At 64.3% G+C, this 16842-nt stretch carries 12 protein-coding genes and 2 riboswitches; of the genes, 5 read left to right on the top strand and 7 right to left on the bottom strand.

Annotation, left to right across the window (positions count from 1 at the left end):
• Positions 1 to 817 (top strand): RHS repeat-associated core domain-containing protein (locus N7640_RS23015; protein WP_279905790.1); only part of this gene is annotated, 817 nt, incomplete at its 5' end.
• Between the two features lie 24 nt (positions 818 to 841).
• Here N7640_RS23015 and N7640_RS23010 read toward each other — a convergent pair.
• Complete coding sequence (locus N7640_RS23010) at positions 842 to 1042, bottom strand: hypothetical protein (RefSeq protein WP_279905791.1); 201 nt, start codon at positions 1040 to 1042, stop codon at positions 842 to 844.
• Positions 1043 to 1315: 273 nt separating this feature from the next.
• On the opposite strand from N7640_RS23010, the gene N7640_RS23005 reads away from it, so the two are divergent.
• The gene (locus tag N7640_RS23005; protein ID WP_279905792.1) at positions 1316 to 1810 is read left to right on the top strand and encodes a hypothetical protein; all 495 of its coding nucleotides are present in this window, start codon (positions 1316 to 1318) and stop codon (positions 1808 to 1810) included.
• A 141-nt stretch (positions 1811 to 1951) separates the two neighbouring features.
• The gene (locus N7640_RS23000) at positions 1952 to 2308 is read left to right on the top strand and encodes a hypothetical protein (RefSeq protein ID WP_279905793.1); all 357 of its coding nucleotides are present in this window, start codon (positions 1952 to 1954) and stop codon (positions 2306 to 2308) included.
• 514 nt (positions 2309 to 2822) lie between these two features.
• On the opposite strand, the gene uvrD is transcribed toward N7640_RS23000, so the two are convergent.
• The gene (gene uvrD / locus N7640_RS22995; RefSeq protein WP_279905794.1) at positions 2823 to 5012 is read right to left on the bottom strand and encodes a DNA helicase II; all 2190 of its coding nucleotides are present in this window, start codon (positions 5010 to 5012) and stop codon (positions 2823 to 2825) included.
• Between the two features lie 186 nt (positions 5013 to 5198).
• Between uvrD and N7640_RS22990 the strand changes: the two genes are divergently transcribed.
• Positions 5199 to 8078 (top strand): GGDEF and EAL domain-containing protein, encoded by a 2880-nt coding sequence (locus tag N7640_RS22990; protein ID WP_279905795.1) that lies wholly within the window; start codon positions 5199 to 5201, stop codon positions 8076 to 8078.
• On the opposite strand, the gene N7640_RS22985 is transcribed toward N7640_RS22990, so the two are convergent.
• The 5 genes from N7640_RS22985 to N7640_RS22965 all read right to left on the bottom strand — a co-directional run bounded on the left by N7640_RS22985 (position 8079) and on the right by N7640_RS22965 (position 13508).
• Complete coding sequence (locus N7640_RS22985; protein WP_279905796.1) at positions 8079 to 8699, bottom strand: trimeric intracellular cation channel family protein; 621 nt, start codon at positions 8697 to 8699, stop codon at positions 8079 to 8081.
• Positions 8700 to 8719: 20 nt separating this feature from the next.
• Positions 8720 to 8817, bottom strand: a riboswitch (glycine riboswitch).
• A gap of 1 nt (position 8818) precedes the next feature.
• A riboswitch (glycine riboswitch) is annotated at positions 8819 to 8909 on the bottom strand.
• Between the two features lie 166 nt (positions 8910 to 9075).
• Positions 9076 to 10380: a tRNA 5-hydroxyuridine modification protein YegQ gene (yegQ, locus tag N7640_RS22980; RefSeq protein ID WP_279905797.1), complete on the bottom strand. Its 1305-nt coding sequence runs from the start codon at positions 10378 to 10380 to the stop codon at positions 9076 to 9078.
• Between the two features lie 238 nt (positions 10381 to 10618).
• Positions 10619 to 12055: an NAD(P)(+) transhydrogenase (Re/Si-specific) subunit beta gene (locus N7640_RS22975; protein WP_279905798.1), complete on the bottom strand. Its 1437-nt coding sequence runs from the start codon at positions 12053 to 12055 to the stop codon at positions 10619 to 10621.
• Between the two features lie 2 nt (positions 12056 to 12057).
• Positions 12058 to 12372, bottom strand: coding sequence for an NAD(P) transhydrogenase subunit alpha (locus tag N7640_RS22970; RefSeq protein ID WP_192328256.1), 315 nt, complete (start codon positions 12370 to 12372; stop codon positions 12058 to 12060).
• Between the two features lie 14 nt (positions 12373 to 12386).
• Entirely contained in the window at positions 12387 to 13508 is a 1122-nt protein-coding gene (locus N7640_RS22965) for a Re/Si-specific NAD(P)(+) transhydrogenase subunit alpha (protein WP_220811207.1), read from the bottom strand.
• Positions 13509 to 13977: 469 nt separating this feature from the next.
• Between N7640_RS22965 and N7640_RS22960 the strand changes: the two genes are divergently transcribed.
• Positions 13978 to 16842: an EAL domain-containing protein gene (locus N7640_RS22960; protein ID WP_279905799.1), complete on the top strand. Its 2865-nt coding sequence runs from the start codon at positions 13978 to 13980 to the stop codon at positions 16840 to 16842.

The raw sequence follows: 16842 nt of genomic DNA, 5'->3' as shown, positions 1-16842 counted from the left end.
CGGCACCCCGCTGAGGCTCACGGGCGAACAGGGCCAGACCCTCTGGCAGGGCCAGGCGGACGACTGGGGCGCCATCGACCAGGAACAGGGCGAGACCGACCAGCCGATTAGATTCCAGGGGCAGTATCGGGACGAGGAGAGTGGGCTGTATTACAACCGCTACCGGTACTACGCAGCGGAGCTGGGGAGGTATGTGACTCAGGACCCGATTGGATTAAAAGGTGGGTCAAACGCATATATGTATGTAGATGCTGCGCCTCTTCTTATAGTCGACCCTCTTGGCCAAGATGGAATATCAATAAGTGGAACGTTACAGATTCCATTTGCTTCATACGCCCATCAGTTTGGAATAGCAGACATTCCCATTACAGGAGTTGAGATCGGAGCGGCTATTACTTTCCCAGGGCCATGGAATCCTTCTGCTGAGTTCGATATAGGAATATTCGGAGGAGGTAATACCGAGATGGAGTTTGGTTTGGGGCGGGCAAGTGTTGACGCAGGCTACTCAAGTGCAGGCTCGCTCTGTGACTATGCCGGGGTGAGTGGAAGTACTGGAGCAATTATTGGTCCTATAAGTACAGGAGTAACCTATGACCCGAGCCTTGAAACCTTGGAGAGTGTGAAATTGGGTGGTGCATTTGCCCCATCAAAAACCTTTAAGACTATTTATGAGGCAGCTGGAGCTATCATAAAAAATCAATCCCTAAAGAAAGCTGCCGAAGTGTTCTATAGTAACGCATTAACTACTGGTGGGCAGTTTTCTATTTCAGGTAGTTTGTTAAATATGGAATATTACAATGTGGGTGTAAGCCAATGACCGTTCCACCGCTTATAACGGCTTTCATAATAATGATCGGTATAGTTTTTGTTGTGCCGTCTGCGCTAAAGAAAATTGGCGTAACCAATGGGTTTGCAATAAATCTTCTAACTTCAATTCTATGCTTGCTTGTAATGATTCTAAGTATTCTTCTGCGTTGAGAGTATGGATTTGAGTTCCTGTAGGTAGACGTAAACCATATGAGCCTAGAGTCAACTCAGTCATGCTGGGAAAACTGCAGTGGAATGGGGATTTCGGCCTGGAGATGCTCAAATTGATTACAGACCTGTGGATCCAGAACTTCTATCACCCGTAGTCCCCAATGGCACACCGATAGGTGAAGATATTGGTGAGTGAAGAAATAGGAGTTGGTGGGCTTGGCATGTTCGACAAATTATTGAAGAAGATTTTTGGGAAAATCAATGGGTCAGGTATAAAAATAGGTGGCAATGCGGCCTGTGTTGATCCTTCAGAGTGTCTGTGCCCCTAGGGGATATAATGACTAAACTGCTTGATTGGTATTTTTCTATTAAGGATAAAGCTCTGTGTGAGACTCAGCATTCACTGAGCTTTTCGATTAATTATGATGGCGTAAAAGGGTTGCAGACTCTGCAACAATATAAGATTAGTGATATTGATGGTGTGATTCGCATTGCTAAGGTGAGCAATTTTGCTCCTGCCTCACATCATGTGGCGGTGGTGCATGAGGGAGAGGGGGCAGTGATTCATTTGAGGCTGAATGCCGGCGAGCGTCTGGTTTCTAATATGTTTTTTATAGCTACAAGCATGCTGTTATTGGCAGTGCTTATAGTTAGTTTGATTTTGAGTTTTCGTGGTGAATTTGCATCTGCAGCACTCATGCTGGTAGTTATGTTGCTGGGGTTGGTGCCTATTCTGGTGCTTTATCTCGTCTCTCGTATTTCATTATTTTTTTCTGATGTGCAGGCTATTTATAAGGTCTTACTTGATTCAGAGGGTGCGCTTTTGGATTGAGCAATGATGTTGCTCTGGCTTTCCTTTTTTGGCGAGACTTCCACCCTGAGCGTTTGGTTTGGAAGAGGGAGTACTTCTTGGGCAAGACTATCAAAACACGCCTTATGGGCAATCTCGTGCCTATGCGGACAGGATTAACGCATGAGTAGCCCCAAAGAATGTCTAAAAGTAGCTTTTACAGTTGTAGCATTAACAATGGCTTACGCTTTGGTATGTGCGCTTTTTAATAAAAAATATCAAGTGATAATGCCTTTGGTGTTATTTATTTCCCTGATATGGATTTTCTTCAGTGTTAAGCCAGAGTCATTTAGTGATTTGGTTCGTAAGATTGGTTTTTCTAGATTTTTTGCATCACTTTTTTTGGTTGTTTTTATATCTTGCACAAGCCGGACGGAATCTTTTGAAGTTATGGTGGTTAATGCGCCTGCATTTATATTGTTTCTAATTGCTGCGTTCTGTACTACGGCAAGAAACACAAGGTGTCCTAATATTTTCTAACTGTTTCTGCTTGGGCTTAGGAGTGTTATGGGTTCAAGGCTTGGTTGCGTAGTTAGTCAAGAGCAAGGCGCTGATATATCCATGAGTGTGTCCTTTTTTAGCAATTTTATATACCTGCTCGGCTTCATTGGTCTTGCTGCTATCGGGCTGCTGCCGTTGCGGACTTGGCAAGTTGTGAGCAATACGATTGTGCATAAATCTTTAAGATTTCATGGAAAATTTTTAACCGGCTTCGCCTTGCTTGTTGTTCTGGCGGCTCTCTGGAGTGAGGTGAAGGTCGTTGTACGTATCTTCAGATGCCTTACCGAGACATATTGTGGCCCAAGCGTTGCGAGCGGATGGATATATCTAGCAGCGCTGGGTGCTGTATGTCTATTCGTTGAGATTGCGATATTTGTGCTCAACAAAGTGCAAGCTAGGGCAACCTCTCTATAAAGGCGATCTGTAGTGTCTGATACGCCGCATAGGTTTCCGCTCACAGCAGAACGAAAACCTACGCTATCCGAGAAACTGGCTAAACCGCTTCCAGCTTGGCATACGCCAGCATCAGCCACTTGCTGCCTTCGCTGGCGAAGTTGACCTGTACCCGGGCCTGGGCGCCGCTGCCTTCGAAGTTGAGGATCACGCCTTCGCCGAACAGGCTGTGGCGCACGGCCTGGCCGAGGCTGAAGGGAGTTTCCGGCACCTGGCTGCCGGCGAACATCGAGCCGCCGCTCATGGTGCGGCTCGGTGCTGAGTAGGGGCGGCTGATGCTGTTGGACAAGCGCACTTCCTGGATCAGCGCCGGCGGTATCTCGCGGACGAAGCGCGAGACCTTGTTGTAGGTCTCGCTGCCGTACAGGCGGCGGGTCTCGGCGTAGGTCAGCACCAGTTGCTGCATGGCGCGGGTGACGCCGACGTAGGCCAGGCGGCGTTCTTCTTCCAGGCGACCGGGTTCTTCCAGGCTCATCTTGTGGGGGAACAGGCCTTCTTCCATGCCGACCAGGAACACCAGCGGGAATTCCAGACCCTTGGCGCTGTGCAGGGTCATCAGCTGGATGCAGTCCTCGTGCTCCTCGGCCTGGGTGTCGCCGGCCTCCAGCGAGGCGTGGGTAAGGAAGGCGGCCAGGGGCGAGAGGTCGTCGTCTTCGTTGTTCTCGAAGTTGCGCGCGGCGCTGACCAGCTCTTCCAGGTTCTCCACCCGGGCCTGGCCCTTCTCGCCCTTCTCGGCCTGGTGCCAGGCGAGCAGGCCGCTCTGTTCGATCACCGTCTGGGTCATCAGGTGCAGCGGCATGTCCAGCACCTTGGCGGCCAGGTTCTCGACCAGCTCGACGAAGCCGGTCAGCGCCGTGGCGGCACGGCCGGTGAGGCCCTTGTTGGCGATCAGCTGCTGCATGGCCGCCCACATGGACAGGTCGGCGTGGCGGGCGTGCTCGCGGATGGCCTCGACGGTCTTCTCGCCGACGCCGCGGGTCGGCACGTTGATCACCCGTTCCAGGGCGGCGTCGTTGTGGCGGCCGTCGAGCAGGCGCAGGTAGGCCACGGCGTTCTTGATCTCGGCGCGCTCGAAGAAGCGCTGGCCGCCGTAGATGCGATAGGGGATGCGCTCGCGCAGCAGGGCTTCTTCCAGCACCCGCGACTGGGCGTTGGAGCGATAGAGGATGGCGATCTCGCTGCGCTTGAGGCCGTCCTTGCGCAGCGCCGCCTCGATCGACTCGACCACATAGCGGGCCTCGTCGTGTTCGTTGAAGGCGGCGTACAGGTTGATCGGCTCGCCGTCGCTGCCGTCGGTCCACAGTTCCTTGCCGAGGCGTCCGTTGTTGTTGGCGATCAGGGCGTTGGCGGCCTTGAGGATGCCGGCGGTGGAGCGGTAGTTCTGCTCCAGGCGGATCAGCTGGGTGTCCGGGAAGTCGCTGGAGAACTGCTGGATGTTCTCGATCCGCGCGCCGCGCCAGCCGTAGATCGACTGGTCGTCGTCGCCGACCACCATCAGGCTCTCGCCGCCCTTGGCGAGCAGGCGCAGCCAGGCGTACTGCACGGCGTTGGTGTCCTGGAACTCGTCGACCAGGATGTGGCGGAAGCGCTTCTGGTAGTGGGCCAGCAGGTCCGGCTTGTCGCGCCACAGGTCGAGGGCGCGCAGCAGCAGTTCGGCGAAGTCGATGACCCCGGCGCGGGCGCAGGCGGTCTCGTAGGCCTGGTAGATTTTCAGCATGGTGGCGAGGAACAGGTCGCCGGCCGGCTGGATGTGCTGCGGGCGGTGGCCCTCGTCCTTCTGCCCGTTGATGAACCACTGGGCCTGCTTGGCCGGCCAGCGCTGCTCGTCCAGGCCCAGTTCGCGGATCACCCGCTTGACCAGGCGCTGCTGGTCGTCGGAGTCGAGGATCTGGAAGTTCTCGGCCAGGCCGGCTTCCTGCCAGTGGGCGCGCAGCAGGCGGTGGGCCAGGCCGTGGAAGGTGCCGACCCACATGCCGCTGGGGCTCAGGCCGAGCATCTGCTCGATGCGCTGGCGCATCTCGGCGGCGGCCTTGTTGGTGAAGGTCACCGACAGGATCGAATACGGCGAGGCATCGAGGAATTGGATGAGGTAGGCGATGCGGTGCACCAGCACCCGGGTCTTGCCCGAGCCGGCGCCGGCCAGCACCAGCTGGCGCCCGAGGGGGGCGGCCACGGCCTGGCACTGCGCGTCGTTGAGGGAAGCGAGGAGGAGTTCGGGATCGTTATGCATCGCGGCATTCTACGGGCCGGGCGGCGGCGCGGCAAAGCGCGTCCGGACGGGCAGGCGCGATGAGTGAACGAATGTTCGCAATTTCTCGGGCAAAGCTGTTAAAAAGCCACCATCAGGCTTGGGCGACCCCTCTAGCTCGGGTATGCTCGGGAAAAAGTCAGGCATTCCATTACAAGAACATCGCCTATGACACAAGCATCTCGGGGGGGCTCCGCCAGCGTCGCGGCGGAGGAGTCGCGCGTCATCCACCAGCAGTTCGCCACCGAGATCGCGGTGGAGCGGACGCGCCTGCTGTATCAGGGCTCCCAGGTCCCGACCCTGTTCATGTTGCTCAGCGCCCTGGCCTGCGCCGCCCTGCTGTGGCAGCCGCAGCAGAGCCTGCTGCTGACCGGATGGCTGGTCTGGGTGGTGCTGCTCGCGGTGCTGCGGCTGATCCAGATGGCCGCCTTCACGGCCGCCCTGCCGTCGCGCCAGGCGCATCCGCAGTGGTGGCGGATGTTCCTCGTCGGCGCCAGCGCCAGCGGCCTGACCCTGGCCTTCGCGGCGATCTTCCTGGTGCCCGGCGACGAGTTCCTGGTGCAGGCGATGGTCTACGGCCTGATCGTCGCCGCCATCCTCTCCGCCAGCGTGGCCTACGCGGTCAGCCTGCCGGCCTTCCTCGCCTTCGCCCTGCCGTGCCTGCTGCCGACCATCCTCTATCTGCTGCTCAGCGACGACTACGACCACCGGGTCGGCGGCCTGCTGGGGTTGTTGCTGCTGCTCAGCCTCGGTGTGGTGGCCTGGCAGGTCAACCGGCTGGTCGAGCGCAACCTGCTGCGACGCTTCCAGAACCAGGCGCTGATCGAGCGCCTGCAGCACGCCCGGGAGAGCGCCGAGGGGCTCAACCAGGAGCTGGCCCGCGAGGTGGAGCAGCGCCGCCGCGCCGAGCGCGAACTGCGCAGGGCCCACGACGAGCTGGAAATCCGCGTGGCCCAGCGCACCCTGGAGCTGGACGACGCCAGCCACGCCCTGGTCAAGAGCGAGGCGCGCCTGGCCCTGGCCCTGGAGGCCAGCGAACTCGGCCTGTGGGACTGGGACCTGACCACCGACCAGGTACACCACAGCCATCTGGAAAGCATCTTCGGCGTCACCCAGGGCGAGGTGAAGGGCGTGCTCAGCCACCTCAAGCCGCGCTTGCACCCGGACGACCTGCCCGTGCTGCGCCGCGCCCTGGTCGAGCACCTCAAGGGCCGCACCGACGGCTACTGCGTCGAATACCGGGTGCGCCACGCCGACGGGCGCTGGCTGTGGGTCGAGGACCGCGGCCGCGCCGTCGAGCGCGACGACCAGGGCCGCGTGGTGCGGATGCTCGGCACGCGCCGCAACATCACCGAGCGCAAGCGCCGGGACGAGGAGCAGCGGCTGGCCGCCACGGTGTTCGAGGCGACCAGCGAGGGCATCTTCATCCTCGACGCGGACTATCTGGTGCTGTCGGTCAACCAGGCGTTCAGCGAGGTCACCGGCTACCGCAAGGACGAGGTGCTGGGGCGCAGCGTGGCGACCCTGATCAGCAGCCGCGACGCCCGCCGCCAGTACCAGCTGATCCGCCAGGACCTGGAGCGGCACGGCAACTGGCGCGGCGAGCTGATGGAGACGCGCAAGAACGGCGAACTCTACCCCCAGTGGCTGCAGCTCAACGTGGTGCGCGACGCCCGCGGCCGGGTCAGCCATATCGTCGGCTTCTTCTCCGACCTGTCGCAGCGCCGGCAGACCGAGGAGCGCCTGCGCTACCTGTCGCACTACGACGAGCTGACCGGCCTGGCCAACCGCAGCCTGTTCCGCGAGCGCCTGCACGAGGCCGGTGAGCGGGCGCGCCAGGAGGAGACCCACCTGGCCCTGCTGCATGTCGATCTGGACCGCTTCAAGCTGCTCAACGACAGCCTCGGGCACGAGGTGGCCGACCAGTTGCTGCGGCAGATGGGGCGCCGCCTGCTGCAGTCCGTGCCCGAGGCCAACACCATCGCGCGGCTGGCCGGCGACGAGTTCGCCATCCTGCTCGACGACTACGGCAGCCTGTCCACCCTGGCGCGCACCGCCAGCCGCCTGCTGACCAAGCTGCGCACGCCGATGGACGTGGGCGGGCACGAGCTGGTGGTCAGCGCCTCGGTCGGCATCTCCCTGCTGCCGGACAACGCCCGGGAAATCTCCGCGCTGATCAGCCAGGCCGGCATGGCCATGCAGCATGCCAAGCACCTGGGCGGCAACACCTTCCAGTTCTACACCGACAACCTGCAGGCCTGCACCCTGGAGCGCCTGCAGCTGGAGACCCAGCTGCGCAAGGGCATCGAGGACGGCCAGCTGGAGGTGTTCTACCAGCCCAAGCTGTGCCTGGCCGACGGCAGCCTCAACGCCGCCGAGGCGCTGGTGCGCTGGCGCCACCCGAGCATGGGCCTGGTGCCGCCCGGCGAGTTCATCCCGCTGGCCGAGGAGACCGGCCTGATCGCGCCCATCGGCGAGTTCGTCCTGCGCCAGGCCTGCCGGCAGGCCCGCGAATGGCAGCGCCAGGGCCTGGTCGAGCTGCGCGTGTCGGTCAATCTGTCGGTGCACCAGCTGCGCCAGGGCAACCTGATCGGCCTGGTGCGCCAGGTGCTGGACGAGACCGGGCTGCCGTCGCACCTGCTCGAACTGGAGCTGACCGAGAGCCACCTGCTGGACAACGTGGAGAACGTCATCACCACCTTCCAGCAGCTGCGCGACCTGGGTGTGAAACTGGCGATCGACGACTTCGGCACCGGCTATTCCTCGCTCAGCTACCTCAAGCGCTTCCCGGTGGACTACGTGAAGATCGACCAGACCTTCGTCCGCGACCTGGCCGCCGGTGGCGAGGACGCCGCGATCACCCGCGCCATCATCGCCATGGCCCACGGCCTGGAGCTGAAGGTCGTCGCCGAGGGGGTGGAGACCCAGGCGCAGATGGATTTCCTCAAGGCCCAGCACTGCGACGAGATCCAAGGCTTCCTGATCAGCCCGCCGGTGCCGGCCGAGCGCCTCGCCGAGCTGCTGCGCAGCCGGGCGCAGGCGTCCTGATCAGCCGTCCCAGCGGCCCGGCGCGTAGGAGAACACCGGCAGCGACCAGCGCCAGCGGATCGCCGCCAGGCGCAGGGCCAGGCCGCTGGCGAAGGAGGCCAGCAGGTTGAGGTCCTCGTCGACGCCGAGGTGGCGCAGGCCCAGGTAGAGCAGGGCGACCAGCAGCGAGACGCTGGCGTACAGCTCGTGGCGCAGCACCTGGGGCAGGCGGTGGCAGAGGATGTCACGCAGGATGCCGCCGCACACGCCGGTGATCACCCCGGCCATCACCACCACCGCCAGCGGGTAGCCGAGGCCGAGGGCGACGTTGCAGCCGATCACCGTGAAGGCGATCAGGCCCATGGCGTCGAGCAGCAGGAACAGCCGGCGCAGGTGGTGTATGAAGCGCGCGATGAGCATGGTGAACAGGCCGGCGCAGATGGTCAGGTAGATGTAGCTGGGATGCTGGGTCCAGCCGACCGGGAAGTTGCCCAGCAGGATGTCGCGCACGGTGCCGCCGCCGAGGGCGGTGACGAAGGCGATGAGGGCGACGCCGAACAGGTCCATGTCGCGCTTGCCGGCGGCGAGCGCGCCGGACATGGCTTCGGCGGTGATGGCGATCAGATAGACGTAGAGCAGCACACAGAACTCCTGCGTTCGGTGCCTCTCCCCCTGTCCCCGGTACCTGAGAGTTTGTGCGGCGTGGCCGCTTGCCCCTTCGGTGGACCGCTCGGAGCGGCCGCTCTCCAGACGGCTGATATGGAGTCCTCGCAGTGCTGGGCCTGAGCGATCATGGGAGTTTGCGCCTTCGGCGGAGGGGCTCGCGGCCCCTCGCTCTCCTGCGAGGGCGCACAGTATAGGGAGCCGCCCGGCCAAGAGTCTATTTACGATCTTGCGAGCTAGAGATAAATGATGGCGAAAAGGGGCCGAGGAGGCGGAGTTTACGTGGTGTAAATGAGCGTCCGAGGCCGTTTTTCGTCGCCATTTAGCCGACGCGCAGCAGATCGTAAACAGACTCTCAGGCCAACTGGCGTAGTAGTAGCGCGTGGTCGAGATCGATATCTTCCGGCAGCGGCAGGTAGACGATATGGCCATCGCCCGGCGCCACGTCGGTGGCCTCGCCGCCGGCCTTCTCCAGGGCGCCGAGCAGGAAGTTGAGGTTGCCACGCGGGGTCATCAGCTCCAGGCGGTCGCCGACCGCGAAGCGGTTCTTCACCCGCACCTCCACCAGCTCGCCGCGCCGTTCGCCGGTGAACTCGCCGACGAACTGCTGGCGCTCGGCGAGCGAGTTGCCGCGTTCGTAGTTCTGGTACTCGTCGTGCACATGGCGGCGCAGGAAGCCCTCGGTGTAGCCACGGTTGGCCAGCGACTCCAGGTCGTCCATCAGGCGCGGGTCGAAGCCGCGCCCGGCCACCGCGTCGTCGATCGCGCGCCGATAGGCCTGGGCGGTGCGGGCCACGTAGAAGTGGCTCTTGGTGCGCCCCTCGATCTTCAGCGAGTGCACGCCCATGCGCAGCAGCCGTTCCACGTGCTGCACGGCGCGCAGGTCTTTGGAGTTCATGATGTAGGTGCCGTGCTCGTCCTCGAAGGCCTCCATCAGCTCGCCGGGGCGGGTCTCGTCCTCCAGCAGGAAGGTCCGCTCGGTGGGCACGCCTTCGCCGAGGGTCGGCCGGCAGCCCTGGACGATGGCGCCGAGTTCGTTTTCATGGCCCTCGTGGGCCTGGTATTTCCAGCGGCAGGCGTTGGTGCAGGCGCCCTGGTTGGGGTCGCGCTTGTTGATGTAGCCGGACAGCAGGCAGCGCCCGGAATAGGCCATGCACAGCGCGCCGTGGACGAACACCTCCAGTTCCATCTGCGGCACCTGCTGGCGGATTTCCTCGATCTCCTCCAGGGCCAGCTCGCGGGACAGGATCACCCGGGTCAGGCCCTGACGGCGCCAGAACTCCACGCTGGCCCAGTTCACCGCGTTGGCCTGCACCGAGAGGTGGATCGGCATCTGCGGAAAGCGCTCGCGCACCAGCATGATCAGCCCGGGGTCGGACATGATCAGGGCGTCCGGCCCCATGGCCACCACCGGCTCCAGGTCCTTGAGGAAGGTCTTCAGCTTGGCGTTGTGCGGGGCGATGTTGACCACCACGTAGAAGCGCTTGCCCCGGGCGTGCGCCTCGTCGATGCCGAGCGTCAGGTTGGCATGGTCGAACTCGTTGTTGCGCACCCGCAGGCTGTAGCGCGGCTGCCCGGCGTAGACCGCGTCGGCGCCGTAGGCGAAGGCGTGGCGCATGGCCTTGAGGGTGCCGGCGGGGGAGAGGAGTTCGGGAGTCATCGGATCGCCCTGGACGTGAAGGGGGAGGCGATTCTAGAGGGATGGTCGCGGCGGCCCATTGATCTGGGGCAGCCGCCGGCATGGCGAAGCCGTAGCCCGGATGCAATCCGGGGTGGTACGGCGCCTGGCTCCCGGATTGCATCCGGGCTACGCCGTGCGCACCTGAAGCACGGAGCCTTGGCGCGCTCCACGAAAAAGCCCGGCACAGGGCCGGGCTTTTCGTGGAGCGGGCGGTGGATCAGTCCACGGCCTTGACCATGTCCTCGATGACTTTCTTGGCGTCGCCGAAGACCATCATGGTCTTGTCCAGGTAGAACAGTTCGTTGTCCAGGCCGGCGTAGCCGCTGGCCATCGAGCGCTTGTTGACGATCACGGTCTTGGCCTTGTAGGCCTCGAGGATCGGCATGCCGGCGATCGGCGACTTCGGATCGTTCTTCGCGGCCGGGTTGACCACGTCGTTGGCGCCCAGCACCAGCACCACGTCGGCCTGGCCGAACTCGGAGTTGATGTCTTCCATCTCGAACACCTGCTCGTAGGGCACTTCGGCCTCGGCCAGCAGGACGTTCATGTGGCCAGGCATACGACCGGCGACCGGGTGGATCGCGTACTTCACGGTCACGCCGCGGTGGGTCAGCTTCTCGGCCAGCTCCATCAGCGCGTGCTGGGCACGGGCCACCGCCAGGCCGTAGCCCGGGACGATGATCACGGTGTCGGCGTTGGTCAGCAGGAAGGCGGCGTCGTCGCTCGAACCGGACTTCACCGGACGGGCTTCCTGGGCGCCAGCCGGGCCGGCTTCTTCGGCCGCACCACCGAAACCACCGAGGATGACGTTGAAGAACGAGCGGTTCATCGCCTTGCACATGATGTACGAGAGGATGGCACCGGACGAACCGACCAGCGAACCGGCGATGATCAGCATCGAGTTGTTCAGCGAGAAGCCGATACCGGCCGCCGCCCAGCCCGAATAGCTGTTGAGCATCGACACCACGACCGGCATGTCGGCGCCGCCGATCGGGATGATGATCAGCACGCCGATGATGAAGGCCAGGGCCACCAGCAGGGCGAAGGCGCGGATATCACCGGTGAAGGTGAAGTACAGGCCCAGGCCGACGATGGCCAGGCCGAACAGCAGGTTGACCAGGTGCTGGCCCTTGAACTGCACGGGCGCGCCTTGGAACAGGCGGAACTTGTACTTGCCCGACAGCTTGCCGAAGGCGATCACCGAACCGGAGAAGGTGATGGCGCCGATGGCCGCGCCGAGGAACAGCTCCAGGCGGTTGCCGGCCGGGATGGCGTCACCCAGGGTGGCGACGATGCCCAGCGACTGCGGCTCGACGACTGCGGCGATGGCGATGAACACGGCGGCCAGGCCGATCATGCTGTGCATGAAGGCGACCAGTTCCGGCATCTTGGTCATCTCGACGCGCTTGGCCATGATCGAGCCGGCGGTACCGCCGACCAGCAGGCCGACGATGACGTAGCCGATGCCTTCCAGCGCCAGCTCGCTGCCGAGCTTGTGGATCAGGCCCAGGGTGGTCAGTACGGCGATGGCCATGCCGATCATGCCGAAGGCGTTGCCGCGACGCGAGGTGGTCGGGTGCGACAGGCCCTTGAGCGCCTGGATGAAGCAGATCGAGGCGACGAGGTAGAGAACAGTGATCAGATTCATGCTCATGGTCAGTGTTTCTCCGCAGCCGCTTTCGGCGCTTTCTTCTTGAACATTTCCAGCATGCGCCGGGTGACCAGGAAGCCACCGAAGACGTTGACCGCGGCCAGGGCCACGGCCAGGGTGCCCATGGCCTTGCCCAGCGGGGTCACGGTCAGGGCGGCGGCCAGCATGGCGCCGACGATGACGATCGCGGAAATCGCGTTGGTCACGGCCATCAGCGGGGTGTGCAGGGCCGGGGTGACGTTCCACACCACGTGGTAACCCACGTAGATGGCCAGCGCGAAGATGATCAGGTTGTAGATGCCGTCGGAAATCATATCCATGTCCGGTACTCCCCTTAACCGTTGGTGCGGACGACCTGGCCGTCGCGGCACATCAGGCACGCGGCGACGATGTCGTCTTCGAGGTTGAGCTGGAACTGGGCTTCCTTGTCGATCACGAGCTTGAGGAAGTCCAGCAGGTTGCGGGCGTACAGGGCGGAGGCATCCGCCGGCACCAGCGCGGCCAGGTTGGTGTGGCCGACGAGGGTCACGCCGTGCTTGACCACCACCTGGTCGGCTTCGGTCAGCGGGCAGTTGCCACCCTGGGCGGCCGCGAGGTCGATGACCACGGAGCCCGGCTTCATCTCGGCGACGGTCGCCTCGTGCAGCAGGGTCGGTGCCTTGCGGCCCGGGATCAGCGCGGTGGTGATGACGATGTCGGCCTGCTTGGCCTTCTCGTGCACCGCCTTGGCCTGGCGCTCCATCCACGAGGCCGGCATCGGCCGGGCGTAGCCGCCGACGCCCTGGGCGCACTCGCGCTCCTCATCGGTCTCGAACGGCACGTCGACGAACTTGGCGCCGAGCGACTCGATCTGCTCCTTCACGGCGGGACGCACGTCGGAGGCCTCGATCACGGCACCCAGGCGCTTGGCGGTGGCGATGGCCTGCAGGCCGGCCACGCCGGCGCCGAGGATCAGCACGCGGGCGGCCTTCACGGTGCCGGCGGCGGTCATCAGCATGGGCATGAAGCGCGGGTAGTGGTTGGCGGCGAGCATCACGGCCTTGTAGCCGGCGATGTTGGCCTGCGAACTCAGCACGTCCAGGCTCTGCGCGCGGGAGGTGCGCGGGGCGGCCTCCAGGGCGAAGGCGGTGATGCCACGGGCATTCATGCGCGCGATGGTGTCGTTGCAGAACGGGTTGAGCATGCCGACCAGCACGGCGCCGGTCTTCATGTGGGCCAGTTCGGCTTCGGTCGGAGCGACCACTTTCAGCACCAGGTCGGCGCCGAGGGCGGTGGCGTCGTTGCCGATGCTGGCACCGGCGGCTTCATAGGCGCTGTCCGGAATGCTGGCGCTGACGCCGGCACCGGTCTGGACGGTCACCTGATGGCCCTGGCCAACCAGCTTCTTGACGGTTTCGGGCGTCGCGGCAACCCGCGTCTCCCCGGCGTGGGTCTCGAGAGGAACACCGATGTGCACTGAGAATTCTCCTGCGTGATCGTATTAATGAACCCGTGCACTACGTGTGGCGCGCGGGTGTGTGGGATCAGCACAAAGCCGCACCGGAAGGGTGCGGGCGCGGCATTTTGCAGGCGATTGCCTGGACCATCAAGAAATTCTGAAGCGGTACTCGTTGATAACTACAAGTCACGCCGTGACCATGGCTCCCCGGCCGTCCCCGCAAAGCGCCGTTGTTGCTGGGATGATGCCCCGTTCGCGGGAGAACGGCCCACGGCGCCGCATTCGGCGCGTGAATGGCCGTTCGTCGACTTGGCCGGATGAAGGCGCCGCGTGGCGCAAAGCATCAGGGGAAGCCCGGTTTGTAGTAGGCGCGGCCGGTCGACTACGCGGCGCCGTCGACGCGCCGGCGGCCAGGAAGCGCGTCTTGGGCTAAGCTGGCAAGAGGCATTTGGCCAGTACCCAACCCCCGTTCGTTCAGGTCGTTTCGATGTCGTCTGTCTTCCGCTGGCTCGTGCCCCTGCTGCTCCTGGCGCTGTGCGCCACGGCCCGCGCCGAACTGCCGCTGCTCGACCTGCGCCAGGCCGACACTGGCACCGTGCCCGCCCTGCGCCTGCTGGAGGACGCCTCCGAGCAGCTCGCCCTGCACCAGGCCCGCGAGCGCCTGCCGAGCCAGGGCCGGACGCTGAACCGGATTCCCACCCTGGGCTGGAGCGACAGCGCCTGGTGGTTCGGCCTGCGCCTGAAGGGCGACTCCGGCGACCGCTTCTACCTGTGGCTCGACCACACCTACCTCGACGACGTGCAGGTCTGGGTGTTCGTCGACGACCGCCTGGCGCTCTACCGCCAGGTCGGCGACCACCTGCCCTTCGCCCTGCGCGACGAGCCCATGCGCGCCTTCATGGTGCCGCTACCCACGCTTGGCCGTGGCGAGCAGGAAGTGGTGCTGCGGGTGCGCAGCACCTCTTCGATCAGCCTGCCGGTGAAGCTGGTGCCGGCGGCGGACAAGGATCGCCTGCTGGCAGCCACCTGGCTCAACAACGGCCTGATCGTCGGCGCCCTGCTGGTGATGGGACTGTTCCACCTGGCCAAGTTCGTCGCCGCGCCGGACCGCCGCTTGGGCTACTACTGCGCGACCATCCTCAGCGTCGCCTGGTACACGGCGGCGATCAACGACCTGACCAACCTGCTGCTGTGGCGCAACTGGCCGATCGCCATGCAGTTCGAGACCAACCTGTTCGGCATGCTCACGCTGGCCTTCAGCACCCTGTTCATCGGCGCCTCGCTACGCCTCGACACGGGTGTGGCGCGCCACCTGCGCGGGGTGCTGATCGTGGGGCTGGCCGGGGTGCTGGCGTGGGTGCTGCTGAGCCAGGGGCACAGCCAGGCGGCCCAGGCGATGAACCTGATGATGCTGGCGACCGGTGTGTTCCAGCTCGGCCTGACCCTGCTCGCCCTCTACCTGCGGCGGCCGTACGCGGGCTGGTTCGCGCTGTTCTGGAGCGCCGCCATTCTGCTCATGCTGATGCTCTCGCTGAGCCGCGCCGGGGTGGTGCCGCGCAACGCCTGGGTGGACGTGCTGCACGCCTGGCTGCCGGTGGTCTGCGTGTTCCTCTTCGGCGTGCTCAACGGCCGTCAGCTGGAGGACGTGCGCCAGGCCCTGCTGGCCTCCCGCGAGCAGGCCATCGTCAACCTGGAGCAGTACCGCGGCCTGTTCCGCAATGCCGCCGAGGGCATCTTCCGCTGCAACCGCCAGGGCCTGCTGCTGGAGACCAATCCGAGCTTCCTGCGCCTGCTCGGCCGCGCCGAGGCGGATGCCGAACTGCTCCAGGCGCAGCCGATCCAGGGCCTGCTGGCGCCCGGCGACTGGCAGCGCCTGCGCGGGCAGCTCAGCGACGCGCAGTCCACCGCCAGCGGCGAGGTGCAGCTGCAGACCGCCGACGGCCAGGCCCGCTGGGTGCACCTGTCGCTGCACGAACAGCGCAGCCAGCACTGCATCGAGGGCATCGTGGTCGACCTCAGCGAGCGCCGCGCCCTGGAGCAGCGCCTGGCGCGGCTGGCCGCTCACGACTCGCTCACCGGCCTGGTCAACCGGCGTGAGCTGGAGCGCCTGCTGCAGGGCAGCCTGGAGGGCAGCGGCCGGCGCTACAGCCACCTGCTGCTGCTCGACCTCGACCAGTTCAAGCAGGTCAACGACCTCTGCGGGCACTCGGCGGGCGACCAGCTGTTGCGCCAGCTGGCCGGCCACCTGCTGGGCAGTGTGCCGAGCCAGGCCGAGCTGGCGCGCATCGGTGGCGACGAGTTCGCCGTGCTGCTGGCCGACTGCGACCGCCAGCAGGCCCTCGAACAGGCCGAGCGCCTGCGCCTGGCGGTGGAGCAGTTCGTGTTCAGCTACGGTGGCCGGCCGTTCCGCCTGTGCGTGAGTATCGGCGTGCTGGAACTGGAGTCCGGCGTGCGCGACTGGGAGGAGGCGCTGAACTGGGCCGACAACGCCAGCAGCCTGGCCAAGGCCCAGGGGCGCAACCGCGTGCACCTGTTCAACCCGGCCGACGGCGCGCTGGTCGAGCACCAGCGCCAGCTGCAGTGGATCGCTCGCCTGCGCGAGGCCTTCGAGCAGCAGCATTTCGAGCTGTTCTACCAGCCGGTGTGCCCATTGCAGGGCGAAGAGGAGGGCCTGCACTACGAGGTGCTGCTGCGCTACCGCGACCCGCAATCCGCCGAGTGGGTGTCGCCGGGCCAGTTCTTCCCGGCGGCGGAGCGCTACGGCTTCCTCGCCCAGATCGACCGCTGGGTGCTGCGCCGCTACTGCGAGTGGCTGGCGCAGAACCCGAGCCACCAGGCGGCGCTGGGCCAGGTCAACATCAACCTCAGCGCACCCTCGCTGCTGGACCCGGAGTTCCACCAGCTGCTCGACGAACTGATCGACACCCACCGCCTGCCGGTGGCCAAGCTGTGCCTGGAGATCACCGAGATGGTGGCGCTGGCCGAACTGGGCAGCTCCGCCGGCTGGATCGAGCGCCTGCGCCGGCGTGGCCTCAAGGTGGCGCTGGACGACTTCGGTAGCGGCTTCGCCTCCTACGCCTACCTGCGCCACCTGCCGCTGGACCTGCTGAAGATCGACGGCACCTTCGTGCGTGGCATCGAGCGGGACCCGATCAACCGGGCGATGGTCGGCTCCATGGCGCAGATCGCCCGCCAGCTCGGCCTGCGCACCGTCGCCGAGTTCGTCGAGAACGAGGCCGCCCGGGCCTGCCTGCGCGAGCTGGGTATCGACTACATCCAGGGCTACCTGATCGACCGGCCGAGGCCGCTGACCGAGCTGGCCGACGCGGTGGCCGAGCCGGCGCCGCAGTAG

It is taken from the genome of Pseudomonas sp. GD04015 (assembly GCF_029837675.1).
Lineage (GTDB): Bacteria > Pseudomonadota > Gammaproteobacteria > Pseudomonadales > Pseudomonadaceae > Aquipseudomonas > Aquipseudomonas paralcaligenes.
Note: the sequence above shows the minus strand (reverse complement) of the source record. Positions and strands in the feature narration are given on the sequence as shown.

What these genes read in the sequence shown, in the direction of transcription:
- N7640_RS23010 (WP_279905791.1), bottom strand. Translation starts at nt 1,042, where the DNA reads ATGACTGAGTTGACTCTAGGCTCATATGGTTTACGTCTACCTACAGGA.
- N7640_RS23005 (WP_279905792.1), top strand. Translation starts at nt 1,316, where the DNA reads ATGACTAAACTGCTTGATTGGTATTTTTCTATTAAGGATAAAGCTCTG.
- N7640_RS23000 (WP_279905793.1), top strand. Translation starts at nt 1,952, where the DNA reads ATGAGTAGCCCCAAAGAATGTCTAAAAGTAGCTTTTACAGTTGTAGCA.
- uvrD (WP_279905794.1), bottom strand. Translation starts at nt 5,012, where the DNA reads ATGCATAACGATCCCGAACTCCTCCTCGCTTCCCTCAACGACGCGCAG.
- N7640_RS22990 (WP_279905795.1), top strand. Translation starts at nt 5,199, where the DNA reads ATGACACAAGCATCTCGGGGGGGCTCCGCCAGCGTCGCGGCGGAGGAG.
- yegQ (WP_279905797.1), bottom strand. Translation starts at nt 10,380, where the DNA reads ATGACTCCCGAACTCCTCTCCCCCGCCGGCACCCTCAAGGCCATGCGC.
- N7640_RS22975 (WP_279905798.1), bottom strand. Translation starts at nt 12,055, where the DNA reads ATGAGCATGAATCTGATCACTGTTCTCTACCTCGTCGCCTCGATCTGC.
- N7640_RS22970 (WP_192328256.1), bottom strand. Translation starts at nt 12,372, where the DNA reads ATGGATATGATTTCCGACGGCATCTACAACCTGATCATCTTCGCGCTG.
- N7640_RS22960 (WP_279905799.1), top strand. Translation starts at nt 13,978, where the DNA reads ATGTCGTCTGTCTTCCGCTGGCTCGTGCCCCTGCTGCTCCTGGCGCTG.